This window comes from Dongia sp. (genome assembly GCF_041910485.1).
GTDB lineage: Bacteria > Pseudomonadota > Alphaproteobacteria > Dongiales > Dongiaceae > Dongia.
Genome location: NZ_JAYRQR010000007.1, coordinates 103,470 through 117,554, shown reverse-complemented (window position 1 = coordinate 117,554; position 14,085 = coordinate 103,470). Strand labels below are relative to the sequence as shown.

The 14,085-nt window shown below is 62.6% G+C and carries 12 protein-coding genes, 1 tRNA gene and 1 rRNA gene; 12 read left to right on the top strand and 2 right to left on the bottom strand.

Annotated elements, in window-relative coordinates:
- From rrf to ACE3PP_RS01975, 12 genes are all read left to right on the top strand, one after another.
- Window positions 1-94 (top strand): 5S ribosomal RNA (rrf, locus tag ACE3PP_RS02030); the annotation flags it as partial.
- A 184-nt stretch (window positions 95-278) separates the two neighbouring features.
- Window positions 279-355 (top strand) — tRNA-Met (locus ACE3PP_RS02025).
- 247 nt (window positions 356-602) lie between these two features.
- Window positions 603-1,298, top strand: coding sequence for a polyprenyl diphosphate synthase (uppS, locus tag ACE3PP_RS02020; protein ID WP_374377506.1), 696 nt, complete (start codon window positions 603-605; stop codon window positions 1,296-1,298).
- Window positions 1,299-1,390: 92 nt separating this feature from the next.
- Entirely contained in the window at window positions 1,391-2,755 is a 1,365-nt protein-coding gene (locus ACE3PP_RS02015) for a UDP-glucose/GDP-mannose dehydrogenase family protein (RefSeq protein ID WP_374377505.1), read from the top strand.
- On the top strand, window positions 2,755-3,759 hold the full coding sequence (galE, locus tag ACE3PP_RS02010; protein WP_374377504.1) for a UDP-glucose 4-epimerase GalE: 1,005 nt from the start codon (window positions 2,755-2,757) through the stop codon (window positions 3,757-3,759). The genes ACE3PP_RS02015 and galE overlap by 1 nt, the downstream gene beginning before the upstream one ends.
- 123 nt (window positions 3,760-3,882) lie before the next feature.
- The gene (locus tag ACE3PP_RS02005; RefSeq protein WP_374377503.1) at window positions 3,883-4,806 is read left to right on the top strand and encodes an SMP-30/gluconolactonase/LRE family protein; all 924 of its coding nucleotides are present in this window, start codon (window positions 3,883-3,885) and stop codon (window positions 4,804-4,806) included.
- 286 nt (window positions 4,807-5,092) lie between these two features.
- On the top strand, window positions 5,093-6,073 hold the full coding sequence (locus tag ACE3PP_RS02000; RefSeq protein WP_374377502.1) for an ABC transporter permease: 981 nt from the start codon (window positions 5,093-5,095) through the stop codon (window positions 6,071-6,073).
- Between the two features lie 35 nt (window positions 6,074-6,108).
- Complete coding sequence (locus ACE3PP_RS01995; protein WP_374377501.1) at window positions 6,109-7,125, top strand: sugar ABC transporter substrate-binding protein; 1,017 nt, start codon at window positions 6,109-6,111, stop codon at window positions 7,123-7,125.
- A 72-nt stretch (window positions 7,126-7,197) separates the two neighbouring features.
- Window positions 7,198-9,321, top strand: a complete 2,124-nt coding sequence (locus tag ACE3PP_RS01990; RefSeq protein ID WP_374377500.1) for an ABC transporter permease — start codon at window positions 7,198-7,200, stop codon at window positions 9,319-9,321.
- Window positions 9,318-10,361: a hypothetical protein gene (locus ACE3PP_RS01985; protein ID WP_374377499.1), complete on the top strand. Its 1,044-nt coding sequence runs from the start codon at window positions 9,318-9,320 to the stop codon at window positions 10,359-10,361. The genes ACE3PP_RS01990 and ACE3PP_RS01985 overlap by 4 nt, the downstream gene beginning before the upstream one ends.
- Window positions 10,362-10,365: 4 nt before the next feature.
- The gene (locus tag ACE3PP_RS01980) at window positions 10,366-11,865 is read left to right on the top strand and encodes a sugar ABC transporter ATP-binding protein (RefSeq protein ID WP_374377498.1); all 1,500 of its coding nucleotides are present in this window, start codon (window positions 10,366-10,368) and stop codon (window positions 11,863-11,865) included.
- Between the two features lie 19 nt (window positions 11,866-11,884).
- Window positions 11,885-12,295, top strand: coding sequence for a carboxymuconolactone decarboxylase family protein (locus tag ACE3PP_RS01975; RefSeq protein WP_374377497.1), 411 nt, complete (start codon window positions 11,885-11,887; stop codon window positions 12,293-12,295).
- On the opposite strand, the gene modC is transcribed toward ACE3PP_RS01975, so the two are convergent.
- Window positions 12,292-13,389: a molybdenum ABC transporter ATP-binding protein gene (gene modC, locus ACE3PP_RS01970; RefSeq protein WP_374377496.1), complete on the bottom strand. Its 1,098-nt coding sequence runs from the start codon at window positions 13,387-13,389 to the stop codon at window positions 12,292-12,294. The two genes, ACE3PP_RS01975 and modC, sit on opposite strands and share 4 nt — an antisense overlap.
- Window positions 13,379-14,080, bottom strand: a complete 702-nt coding sequence (gene modB / locus ACE3PP_RS01965; RefSeq protein ID WP_374377495.1) for a molybdate ABC transporter permease subunit — start codon at window positions 14,078-14,080, stop codon at window positions 13,379-13,381. Before modB ends, modC begins: the two co-directional genes overlap by 11 nt.
- Window positions 14,081-14,085: the final 5 nt, after the last annotated feature.

Sequence of the window (14,085 nt, the reverse complement as noted above, 5' to 3'; positions counted from 1 at the left end):
CCTGCACCCGATCCCATCCCGAACTCGGCCGTGAAAACCCTCAGCGCCAATGGTACTTCGTCTCAAGACGCGGGAGAGTAGGTCGCCGCCAGGTCTTCTAAGTCCGAATGAAATCGCATCAGAGCTACAATCACAGACACCTAAGGCGCGCTATTCATCCAGCGCGCCTTTCTCACTTCTGGCAATCGACCAGATCCGGTTAACGCGGGATGGAGCAGCCCCGTCCGCTCAAGCGGACAAACAATGCTACCGGGCATCACGCCCGGAACAACGATTAACGCGGGATGGAGCAGCCCGGTAGCTCGTCAGGCTCATAACCTGAAGGTCAGAGGTTCAAATCCTCTTCCCGCAACCAACAAAAAGCCCCGCCAAATCCAAACGGCGGGGCTTTTGATTCTAGCTGGGCTCCGGGTCAACAGGCGGCCGCAAACTTGCCCAGATAGCGCTGCAATCGGCACGCGCGCGCTCGCAATCCGGCCATGATCAATACCCATCCTCTCTGTCGCTTCACTGACCTTGGAGGATCCACCTTGGCGCATCTCGCAGTCCCTATCTTACTAACGGAGACACAGCCACGGCACAGTCCAGGCGAGACGTTCCACGTGGCGATCATCATGGACGGCAATGGCCGCTGGGCGCAGGCGCGTGGGCTTCCGCGCAGCATGGGGCACTATTTCGGCGCCGAGGCCGCACGGCGCATCGTGCGCCAGGCGGCGAGGGCAGGGGTCACGCATCTCACCCTCTTCGGCTTCTCGTCGGAGAATTGGCGCCGCCCAGCAACCGAGATCGCCGATCTGATGCATCTCCTGCGCAATTACCTGCGCCGGGACGTGGCAGCACTTCATGAGAATGGCGTGCGCTTGCGGGTGATCGGCGCGCGGGAAGGCTTGGCGCCCGATATCGTCGCTCTCATCGACCGGGCGGAACAACGCACGGCGGCGAATGCCGGCCTCACCCTTACCATCGCCCTCAATTACGGTGGCCGCGCCGACCTTGCCACAGCAGCGCGGCGATTGGCCGAAGCGGCGGTTGCGGGCAGTTTGGACCCGGCGGCAATCGACGAGACGGCGCTGGCCGGGGCGCTGCCCAGTGCGCCTTTGCCGGACCCGGACCTTCTCATCCGCACCGGTGGTGAGCAGCGAATCAGCAATTTCCTGCTGTGGCAGCTGGCCTATGCAGAAATGCTCTTCGTCGAGCGTTTCTGGCCTGACTTTTCGGTAGAGGATTTCGCCGCGGCGATCACCGAATTCCGCCGCCGGGATCGGCGTTTCGGCAGCCTGAAGGCGAATATGGTATAGGGTTTGTCATACTATGGGCGCCAAATTGGCTCCTCTGCGTGCCGCCGACCGCCGGGTCGTTCGGCGCCGGGTGTCTGGGAAAGGGTGAAGACATGAAGATTGCCGTCATCGGAACTGGGTATGTGGGCCTCGTCTCGGGCGCCTGCTTCTCGGAATTCGGCTTTGATGTTGTCTGCCTCGACCAGGATGCCGAGAAGATTGCGCGTCTGCGGGCCGGGGAGATCCCGATCTACGAGCCGGAGCTCGATACGCTGGTCAAGCGCAATGCCGAGCGTGGCCGTCTCAGCTTCACCACCAATCTTCCAGAGGCGATGGCCGGTGCCACCGCAGTCTTCATCGCTGTCGGCACACCCAGCCGGCGCGGCGACGGTCATGCCGATCTCTCCTATGTCTATGCGGCGGCCGAGACCATCGCCCATGAGATCAAGGAATATACGGTCGTCGTCACCAAATCGACAGTGCCGGTCGGCACGGGCCGCAAGGTCGCGGAGATCATCCGCCAGACCAACCCAAAGGCGGAGTTCGACGTCGCGTCGAACCCTGAGTTCCTGCGCGAAGGTTCGGCGATCGGCGATTTCATGCGCCCCGACCGCGTCGTCATCGGCTGCGATACCGATGCCGCCCGCGCCATGATGCGGCAACTCTATCGGCCGCTCTTCCTCATCGAGACGCCGATCCTTTTCACCAGCCTGGAGACGGCCGAGCTCATCAAATACGCGAGCAACGCGTTTCTCGCGCTCAAGATTTCCTTCATCAACCAGATATCCGACCTCTGTGATCAACTCGGCGCCAACGTGACCGACGTTTCGCGCGGTATCGGCCTGGATGGCCGAATCGGTCCGAAATTTCTCCATCCCGGCCCCGGCTATGGCGGATCCTGTTTTCCAAAGGATACGCTGGCGCTGATGAAGACCGCGCGCGACGCACATTCGCCGCTCTCGCTGGTGGAGGCAACGGTCGATTACAACGACACCCGCAAGGTGCAGATGGCCGACCGCATTTCGACAGCCCTCAACGGCAATGTCGCCGGCAAGAATGTCGCGATCCTGGGGCTCACCTTCAAGCCCAACACCGACGATATGCGCGACGCGCCGAGCCTCGTCATCATTCCGGAACTGGTCAAACGCGGCGCCAGGATCCGCGCCCACGATCCGGTCGGCATCGACGAGGCGAAGAAACACATGCCCGACATCACCTATTGTGCCGACCCTTACGAGGCGATGCAGGGCGCCGACGCGCTGGTCATCCTCACCGAATGGAACAGCTACCGCGCCCTCGCCCTCGACCGGGTGAAGACGCTGCTCAAGACACCGACCGTTGTCGATCTGCGCAACGTCTATCGGCCGGATGAAATGGCTGAGCTTGGCTTCGACTATACGAGCCTCGGCCGGCCCAAGGTTCATCCCGATCCGGGCAAGCCGCATTTGATGGCTGAAGGTGGCAGGCGCCTCACCTGATGAGCCAGGGCATGAATATCCTGGTGACGGGCGGGGCCGGCTATATCGGCAGCCATGCCTGCGTTGCCTTGGCGGAACAAGGGTACGTGCCGGTGACGCTCGACAATCTCGCGACCGGCCATGAGTGGGCCGTGCAATGGGGGCCGCTGGAGCGGGGCGATGTCCGCGACGGCGATTTCGTCGCTGAACTTCTCGTCAAGCATCGGATCGAGGCTGTGCTGCATTTCGCGGCCCTGTCGCTGGTGGCGCAGTCGGTGACCGAGCCGGTGCGCTATTACGACAACAATGTCGCCGGCACCCTGGCCCTCATGGCCGCCATGAAGCGATGCGGCGTCCGCAAGCTGGTCTTTTCCAGCACCTGTGCGGTCTATGGCGTGCCGCCGGCCTTGCCAATCGTGGAAGACATGCCGACACAGCCGATCAACCCTTACGGACGTACCAAGCTCGCGGCCGAAAATGCCATACTGAGTGCGGCGTCGGCCGGCGATCTCGATGCCGTCATCCTGCGTTATTTCAATGCTGCCGGCGCCGATGCCGAATTGCGCATTGGCGAGGCGCATGTGCATGAAAGCCATCTCATCCCGCTCGCCATCCGCGCCGCGCGGTCAGATGGTGAGATGTTGAAGATCTTCGGCACCGATTACGCGACGCCGGACGGTACGTGCTTGCGCGACTATGTTCACGTCACCGACCTTGCCGATGCCCATGTCGCTGCGCTCAACTTCATCCTCAAGGAAAAGCGCGGCCATCGGTTCAATCTGGGCAGTGGCCGGCCGGCCTCGGTCCGGGAGGTATTATTGGCCGTAGAGAAGGCGACCGGCCGGCGGGTGCCGGCAGAAGAGGCGCCGCGTCGCCCGGGCGACCCCATGTCGCTCTTTGCCGCCAATGATCTGGCATCGTCGCGGCTCGGCTGGCGGCCGCGCCATCTCGATATCGAGGGTATTGTGCTAAGCGCCGCCGATTGGGACCAGAAATACGCGGCGTCCCAGCGCGCCAGCGCCTGACCGGTTCCCGCCATATTTCACTATTGAACTCGCCGCCGTCTTTCCCGGATAATTGTCTGACAAAATGGCCGCGCATCGCCACGTTAAGGCGCCAAGCGCGGCCGTCAATCCCTGGGGGGCATCATGCTGACCGACAGTTTCGAAGTCTTCGACGATCGATTCCGCCGCTATGCCGGCGGCAATGTGCATCTGGAAAAGCTCTATACCGGCTGCCGCTGGGCGGAAGGCCCGGCCTATTTCGCGGCCGGCCGCTACCTCGTCTGGTCCGACATCCCCAACGACCGGATCATGCGTTGGGACGAAACCGATGGCTCCGTCTCGGTCTTCCGGGCGCCCGCCATGCACACGAACGGCCATACGGTCGACCGGGAAGGGCGCCTGGTCTCCTGCGAACATCGCGGCCGCTGCGTCTCGCGCACCGAGCATGATGGATCGCGGACGGTGCTGGTTTCGCATTTCGAGGGGAAACGCCTCAATTCACCCAATGATCTTGTGGTGAAGTCCGACGGCACCATCTGGTTCACTGATCCCAGCTATGGCATCGACAGCGAATATGAGGGCGACGCGGCCCCGTCTGAGATCGGTGCCTGTCATGTCTATCGTTTCGACCCGGCGAAGAATGAGCTCACCGCGGTCGCGACCGATTTCGAAAAGCCGAACGGCTTGGCCTTCTCGCCCGACGAGAGCCTCCTCTATGTGGCCGATACCGGCGCCACGCACGTGCCCGGCGGGCCGCGCCATATCCGCCGCTTCAAGGTTGGCGGTGACGGCCGTTCCCTCAGCGGCGGCGAGAAATTCGCCGAATGCCAGGTGGGCCTCTTCGACGGTTTCCGTCTCGATGTGCACGGCAATATCTGGACCAGCACGGGTGCGGGTGTCGATTGCTATGCGCCGGATGGAACCCTGATCGGCCGCGTGCGCGTGCCTGAAGTGGTGGCGAATGTCTGCTTCGGTGGGCCGAAGCGCAACCGCCTCTTCATCTGCGGCACGACTTCGCTCTATGCGATCTATGTGAACACGCAAGGGGCCTTGCGGCCCCACCCGTGATCTCGCGTGCCTGACATGGCTTCCCGCGCGATCTCGCTCAGACCGCGGGCCAAGCGAGCATTTCACGCCGGTCGCGCAAGTTCTTCTCGCTCGCCGCCCGTCCGACGCCCGGCTTAAAGCTGGCCCGCCGCCCGGTCGGGGCGGGCCAGCAGAATTATCGCACAAATGATCAGTAGACTCTCCAAACCTCTCCGTATTAGCCTCGCGCTGGAAGTTGATCGGGGGATTGGGACGTCTGCCGAGGCCAATAATGCCGGGTAGCGTCCATGTGTGGCGGCGTCTTGGGATGAATATCCGGTCTCTATTTTCCCGTTTGGATCAGGAACGCATCGTTCTGGCGATCGCGGTGCTGGTTTTCCTTGTCGCATCCGCGACCCTGGACGGCTTCCTGACCGCCGCCAATCTGGTCAATATCGTGCGTAGCGTGTCGGTCCTCGGCATCCTTGCGGTCGGCATGGCCATCGTCATCATCGGCCGGGGCATCGATCTTTCCGCCGTCGCCATCATGGCCATGTCCGTCGCTTGGTACCTGCAGATGATCGGCGATGGGACGTCGCAAGGTGTTGCTCTGCTGATCATTTTGGGAGCGGTCCTGGCCATCGGCCTCGTCAACGGCTTCCTGGTTGCCTATGCCGACGTTCCGCCGATTTTCGTCACATTGGCGAGCGGCGCCTTCGTCTTCGGCTTCGTTCGTTCCCAGCTCATCACCCAGGACGCCATCCCAGTTCCGCCGCAGCATTGGATCGAACTACTCGGCAAAACGCGCTGGCTCGGCATTCCGATCGAGGTCTTTCTCTTTTCGGCGATCTCCTTTGCGGCCTTTCTGTTTCTGCGCCTCACCAAATGGGGGCGCTATGTCTATTACGCCGGCGATAACCCGATGGCCGCGCGCAATATCGGCATACCCGTGCGGCCAATGCTGTTGCTGCGCTATGTGATCTCGGCCTTCATTGCTTTCACGGCGGGAATTCTCACCGCCTCCAGCCTGCTTTCCATCAACACCCGCGTCGTCAACTCGACGCTCCTCTACGACATCGTGCTGGTGGCGGTCATCGGCGGCATCGGCCTCTCCGGTGGCAAGGGCGGCATGCGCAACGTCATCGTCGGCGCGCTGCTCATCGGCATCATGCTCAATGCCATGACCATTCTTGATATTCCCAATCTCTACCAGAACCTCATCAAATCAACGATCCTGCTCGTCGCCATCATCATCGACGGCGTTCTCAATCCGCGTGATGAACAGACGGCGCAACAGGGCGATATCTAGGCAGAACGGCAAGTTCAGACAGGAAAGGTGCTCTCATGTTCAAGCTGACGAAGACCTTCATCGCGGCGACGGCCCTGGCGGCCGTCTCCTTCAGCAGCGTCGCCCTGGCGCAGGAAGATCCCGGCCCTGCTGCCTATGCGGCGGCGCTCAAGGACAAGCGCGTCATCCTGGTCCCGATGGCGATGGGCTTCGACCTGGCGCAAGGCTGGGCCGCCTATCTCAAGAAGGAAGTCGAGGCCTTTGGCGGCGTGTTCGAAACCCGCGACCCGAACTGGAGCATCGAAGCCGGCGCCCAGGCCATCACCGAGGCGATTTCGTCCGAGCCGAAGCCGGCGATGCTGGTCGTCCATTCGCCCGACCTCAACTCCTATGCCAAGCTCTTCAAAAAAGCGCAGAAGGAAGGCATCTACGTCGTTGCCATCGACAACCCGGTCAACTACCCGGTCGATGCCTTCATCGGGTCGGACTGGGACCGTCTGGGCCAGCTTGAAGCCGAAGCGGCGATCAAGGCCTGCGGTGAGAATTCATCGAAGCAGATCGGCCTCGTCCAGGGCGACCAGGTCAACGCGTCGAGCCTCTATCAATATGCCGGCATCATGAAGGTTCTGGACAAGCACCCGGATTTCAAGGTCGTGGCGAAACCCGACTCCAACTGGGATGCAACGACAGCCCGCAACGTCACCACGACGATGCTGCAGCAATTCCCGGATCTCTGCGCCATCATCGACTTCTGGGACGGCGACGCGACGGGTACGGCCGCTGCCATCCGCGAAGCCGGCAAGCAGGACAAGATCGCGCTCGTGACCACGGGCGGTGGCGAGAAGGTCGATTGCGACGCGCTTGAGAACGGTACCTTCAGCGCGGTCGTGATGACCGAACTCCACAACCAGTCGCGCGACATCAACGCGATTATCAAATACCTGCTGCAGAGCGGCGTCGCGCCGGGCACGGCGTCGACCTATATCTACACGCTGGAAAAGGCCACGACGAAGGCCGACCTCACGCCCACTTCCTGCTGGGACTTGAAAGCCCTGCAGGCCGCGGCGCAGTAACGGTCACGCACAGACAACGCGGCCGGCATGCCGAGCCGGCCGCGTTGTCGCATTCATCACTCAGGAACCTTCATGTCGTTACGGGAAACGCTGCAGCGCTGGCGCTACAACTATATCCCCGATCATTTGATCGGCGAGATTCTGACCAAACGCTGGACTGACAGTGCCATTCCCTTCCTGGCCTTGGTCGTGACGGTTGCGGCTTTCGGCACCGCGATCAATGGCTTCTTCAAGCCGGCCTCCTTAAGCGATTCCACGCGCCAACTCGGCGAATTCTCGATCGTCGTCACCGGCCTCACCATCGTCATGCTGGGTGGCGGCATCGATCTGTCCGTGGGTTCGATCTTCGCCCTTTCTGCCTTCGCGGCGGTGTCTGCGCTTTTCATATTCGATCTGCCGGTGTGGGTCGCCCTGCTGGCCGCGGTTTCCGTCGGCATCGCCTTCGGCGCCGTCAACGGATTCCTGATCGGCTATGTGCGCCTGCGCGCGTTCCTGACGACCCTCGTCACCTTCATCATCGGTCGCGCGGTCTATGATATTCTGGTGGTGAGCTTCGCCTCTCAAGTGCAGCTTTCCGACGTCACCTCGGACCTTTGGGATTTCATCGGCGACGGCACCGTCTTCGGCATCGCCATCAGCGTCATCGTGGCAGCGGTGATCGCCATCGTTGCGCATATCGCGCTCACGCGCTCGCGCCCCGGCTGGCATGTGCTGGCGGTGGGCGGGTCGCGCCGGTCGGCGCACAATGCCGGCATCAAGGTGCGCCAGACCGTCTTCATGACCTATGTCATATCCGGCATCTGCTGCGGCATCGCTGGCTTTCTCTTCGCCTGCCGCTTGAGTGGTGCTGGGCCCGGAACCGGCCTCAATCTCGAAATCATGGCGCTGACGGCCGCCGTGGTCGGCGGCAACAGTCTGGGCGGTGGGCGCGGCTCGATCGTCAAGGGGCTGATGGGCGCCGTCATCGTCCTCGTCATGACCAACGGCCTTATTCGGTTGGGCTTCGGTACCGGCACCAACCAGATGGTGCTAGGCCTGATGCTCGCCGTTGCCGTGACGCTCGATATTCGCTGGCTCAAGAACCGGCACAAGGTACTCAACGAAGTCTATGTGGCGCCCATCTATCACCGCATGGGCGATACCCAGTCGGCCGAGCCCAACACGGACTCGCCCTATGCGCTCAACAACAGTTTGGCCAAGACCGACTATATCGGCCTCGGCGAATTGGAAGGACCCGAAGACGTCATCCTTGACGAGGAAGACAATCTTTATTGCGGCACGCGTCATGGTGAGATCGTGCGCTTCTTCGCGCCCGACTATAAGCGCTCGGAAGTCTTTGCCCACACAGGCGGCTTTCCGCTGGGGCTCGCCTTCGACAAGGCCGGGAATCTCATTTCCTGCGTCGGTGCGATGGGCCTCTATTCCATTTCGCCCGATCGGGTGGTTACCAAGCTCACCGCCGAGACGCGGCGCAGCTGGACCTCGGTCGTCGACGATGCGCGGCTGCGCGATCCGAACGACTGCGACGTGGCGCCCGATGGCCGGATCTTCTTCACCGATTCCACCAAGCGCTACGATGCCCATGATTGGGCGCTGGATTCGATCGAAAGCCGGCCGACGGGGCGCCTCCTTTGCTACGATCCGGCGACGGGGAAGACGACGACGCTCCTCGACAATTACCTCTATGCCAACGGCGTCTGCATCGCCCATGACGGGCAGTCGCTCTTCTTCGCCGAATCCTGGGCCTGCCGTGTGCATCGCTATTGGTTCGACGGGCCGAAGGCGGGGCAGGTCGAATGCGTAATCAGGGACATGCCGGGCTATCCCGACAATATCAACCGGGCCTCTGACGGCACCTATTGGATGGCCTGGCTCGGCATGCGGACGCCGAGCTACGATCTGTCCCTGCGCCATCCCGCCATGCGCAAGCGCATGACACGGCGTCTGCCGCAGGATGAATGGCTGTTTCCCAACATCAATACGGGCGGCATCGTCAAGTTCGACGAGACCGGCCAGATCATCGAGACATTGGGCGATCTCACCGGCGTTTCGCACCCGATGGTGACGTCGATGCGCGAACATAAGGGCTCGCTTTTTGTCGGCGGCATTCTCAACAACCGGGTGGGCCGGTTCCGACTGCCGAAGGCCGATGCCAACTGGACCGGCATCCGCTCATATTGGGGAGGAGCGAAATGATCTTCGATCCCATCCTCGATCTCTTTCGCGGCAAGGCGGTGACGATCCCGCCACTCGACGGTGCCTTTCGTCCCAACACGGCGCTTGAGGAGGCCGATCCGGCGCTTGAGATTGCCCAGCCGGACAATCTCACCGTGCATGGCGGGCGGCTTCTTTTCACCTCCGGCAACGATCTGCTCGAACTGGTGCCGGGCCAGCCGGCGGCGCAATTGGTTGCGAGCTATCCGGCGGCGATCAGTGCCTTGGCTTCCTCGCCCGGCGGGCATCTTGCCGTGGCGCTCGATGACGGCCAGTTGCTCGTCGACCAGCGCGCGATCGCGCTGCCGGCCGAGCTGCGCTCTCTGACGGCGCTCGCTTTCGGCGATCCGGGCTCGCTCTTCCTTTGCAATGGCTCGTCCACCAACAGGCCAAGCGATTGGCAGCTCGATCTGATGCAGCGCGGCGCCAGCGGCTCGGTCTGGCGCCTCGACCTGGCGACCGGCACCGCGCAGAAGCTGGCCGGGGGCCTCGCTTTCCCCAGCGGCCTTCTCGTTGCCGGCGCCGATGTCATCGTTGCCGAGGCCTGGCGGCACCGGCTCCTGCGCATCGGCGCGTCCGGCGTACGGCCGCTCGTTGAAAAGCTGCCCGGCTATCCGGCGCGCCTCGTTCCGGCGCAGGCGGGCGGGGCATGGCTGTGCCTCTTTGCACCGCGCAACCGGCTGGTCGAGTTTGTGCTGCAGGAGGATGCCTATCGTGCCGACATGATCGCCAGCGTGCCGCGCCCCTATTGGATCGCGCCGGCACTGGGGTCGGGGGCGAGTTTCCTCGAGCCGCTGCAATGTGGCGGCATCAAGACGATGGGTGTCCACAAGCCCTGGGCGCCGTCGCGTTCCTACGGCTTGCTGGCGCGCTTCGATGCCGACTTCCGCCCCGTGGCTTCCTATCACAGCCGCGCCAACGGCACGCGCCACGGTGTAACCAGCGTTGCCGAGTTTGGTGGTTACATCTGGGTCGGCGCCAAGGGCGGCAACGCGCTGCTCGCCATGTCGCAGAAGGGGTAGAGAGATGGACCCGATCATCGAAATGCGACAGATCACCAAGGCCTATCGCGGCGTACCCGCGGTTCGCAACATTGATTTCGGGCTTTTTCGGGGGGAAATTCACGCTCTTCTGGGCGAAAACGGGGCCGGAAAATCGACCCTCACCAAGGTTATGGCGGGGGTCGTCGAGGCCACCAGCGGCGAAATGCTCTATCGCGGCAAGCCAGTGAAGTTCGCCTCGCCCCACGAAGCCTTGCAGGACGGCATCGCCATGGTGTTCCAGGAGACGAGCCTGGTCCCCTCGATGACGGTGGCGCAGAACCTCTATCTCGGCGAGGAGAAGTTCCTCAACCGCTTGCGCGGCATCTATATTTCGGCCCAGCAGTTCCTGCAGTCGCTGAACTTCCCGGTCGATCCCACCGCTGTCGTCGAGACGCTGGGGGCCGCAAAGCGGCAGATGGTCGAGATCGCGCGCGCCGTTCACCACAATGCCGAAGTAATCATCTTCGACGAGCCGACGGCGACACTGACCCCCGAGGAGAAACGCCACTTCTTCGCGCTGATGCAACGGCTTAAGGCCCGGGGCGTCTCCATCGTCTTCATCAGTCACGCGCTGGAGGAGGCGCTGGCGCATGCCGACCGCATCACCATCATGCGCGATGGCGAGCATGTGATCACGGATGACGCCAAGAATTTCGACCGCGAGAAGATCGTCCGGGCTATGGTGGGCCGGGCCTTGTCCGATGAGCTCTATGGCAAGGCGCGGGACGCAGCGAAGGTGCGCAAGGCCGGCAACAAGGTCCTGTCGGTCGAGGATATTTCGATGGGCGCCGTGGTCCGCAACAATTCCTTTTCGATCTTCGAAGGGCAGATCACGGGCGTTTTCGGCCTGATCGGCTCGGGCCGCACCGAGACTTTCAAGGTCGTCTCCGGCATCTACAAGCGCAACTTCCTGCGCGGCGGCGAGGTGCATCTCGACGGCAATCCCGTGCGCTATTACGTGCCGCGCGAGGCGGTCAAGGACGGCATCGTCTACGTCACCGAAGACAGAAAGAGCGAGGGCTTCTTCGAGACGATGTCGATCGCGGAGAACCTCTTTTCCGGCCTCCTTGCCTCGGGACGCGAGAAAAACGCCTATGTCTCGATGCGCGAGATGCATGCGCTGGCGGAAGAATGGCGCGGGACGCTCAATATCAAGGCGATCAACGACAATGCGCGCGTGGTCGAGCTGTCCGGCGGCAACCAGCAGAAGGTCGTGATCGGCAAGGGTCTGGTCCAGCAACCGCGCATCATCATCTTCGACGAGCCGACGCGCGGCGTCGATGTCGGCGCCATTGCCGAGATCCATCAACTCATCAACCGGCTGGCCGATCAGGGCCTGGCCGTGGTGGTGATTTCATCCTACCTGCCGGAAATCATGAACCTGTCCGACCGTATCCTGGTCTGCCGCCAGGGTCGCATCGTCGAGGAATTCTCGCCGACCGACGCAACGGAGGAGCGGATCATGTACGCGGCCGTTCACTGAATTTTGCAAGGAGCGCAACATGGCCACCGTAAAAATGCCGAGCATCGCCGAAGCCGAGAAGAATCCGGCCGTGAAGGCGGTTTTCGACGATATCCGTGCCACCCGGAAGTCGGACTTCATCAACAATATCTGGCGCGGCCTTAGCAACAGCCCGGAGCTGATGAAACGCATTTGGGAGCAGATCAAGACGGTGATGGCGAAGCCGAGCTCAATCGACCCGCTCACCAAGGAGATGATCTATATCGCCGTCTCGACCGCCAATTCCTGCTCATATTGCGTCCATTCGCATATGGCCGCGGCGCGCGCCAAGGGCATGACGGATGAGCAGCAGGCCGAACTGATGGCGATCATCGGCCTTGCCGCGCAGACCAACCATCTGGTGACGGCGATGCAGATCCCGCTCGATCCGGAATTCGAGGTGAAGTCTTAACGCCAGGCGCCGATGTGGCGGCGGTCGAAGGCGACCGATTTGATCACGGCATAGATTTCCTTGCCCGGCTCCAGCGCCAGATGCCGCGTCGATTTCGGCGTGACGCGCGCCAGGAAATGGGCGCCGTCATGTTCGAGATCGACATTGACCATGCCGCTCTCATCCTCGCTGAGACCCTGGATGCGGCAGGGTACGATATTGAGGGCGCTGATATCGGTGGGGTGGCTGAGGCTCAGCATCACATCGCGCGCCTTGATCTGCAGACGCAGATGCGTGCCGACCGCAGCGCCCAGCGCCGGGATGCGCAACTCGCCGAGCGGTGAGGTAAGGACGGTCAGCTGGTCGGCAACATCGTGGCGGGCGATCGAGGCTTCGACCAGGGCGCCGGCGCCACTTTCATCCTGCGCGGTGAAGGGGAGCAGGTCGAGCCGCCCCAGAATCTCGGAGGCGGTGCCGCTGGCGATGGTCTTGCCGTCGGCAATGAGAACAACCGACGTGGCAAGGCGCGCAATTTCCGGCACCGAATGGGTGACGTAGATGATCGGCACCAAGGATTCGTCGCGCAGGCGTTCGAGATAGGGGAGGATTTCGCCCTTGCGGTCCTCGTCGAGCGAGGCCAAGGGCTCGTCCATCAGGAGGATGTCCGGCGCCGCGAGCAGCGCGCGACCGATGGCGACGCGCTGCTTCTCGCCGCCGGAAAGATGCAAGGGGCGGCGCGCCAGAAGGTGGCCGATGCCGAGCAGCTGAACGACTTGATCGAAGCTGGCGCCATCGCGCTTCCTGGAAAAGAGGCCGGCATAGCCGAGATTTTGCCGCACGGTGAGATGCGGAAAAAGCCGTGCCTCCTGGAACACATAGCCGACCCGGCGGCGATGGGCGGGGAGATCGATACCGGCTGCGCGGTCGAAGAGGATGCGGCCGTTGACGCTGATCCGCCCCGAATCCGGCCGCGTCAAACCGGCGATCATGTTGATGAGGCTGGTCTTGCCGGAACCGGAGCGACCGAAGAGGGCGGTGATGCCGGCGCCGGTCGCAAAATCGGCGGCGAGTTCAAAACTGCCCTGTCGGTGACGGAGGCTCAGTTCAACGCTCATCGCCCACCACCCTTCTGGCGATGCGTCGTGCGAGCAATTCCGACAGGATCAGGGCGCCCATCGAAATGACGACGGAGATGACAACCAGTCGCATGGCGGCACCTTCACCGCCCGGAACATTGGTGTAGGTGTAGATGGCGGTGGGGATGGTCTGTGTTTCGCCCGGTATGTTCGAGACGAAAGTGATGGTGGCGCCGAACTCGCCCAAAGCCTTGCCGAACGCAAGGATGGCGCCGGCGATGATGCCAGGCAGCGCTAGCGGCACGGTGACGGTCAGGAAGACCCAAAAAGGTGAAGCGCCGAGGGTCGTCGCCGCTTCTTCAAGCCGGCGGTCGATGAGTTCGATCGACAGCCGGATGGCGCGCACGAGGAGCGGGAAGCCCATGATGCCGGCGGCGAGCGCCGCACCGGTCCAGCGAAAGGCGAAGACGATCCCGAACCATTGATCGAGGATCGAGCCGATCGGCCCCTTGCGGCCCATCAGCAGAAGAAGGAGATAGCCGGTCACGACCGGCGGCAGGATGAGCGGCAGATGAACGAGGCCGTTCACCAATGTCTTCCCCCAGAAGTCCCGCCGCGCCAAAGCCCAAGCCACCAGCAGGCCCGGCGGCAACGATGCCGCCGTGGCCACTAGGGCGATCTTCAGGCTGAGATGGATCGCAACGAGTTCTTCCGGGGTCAGCGACAGCACGAAAC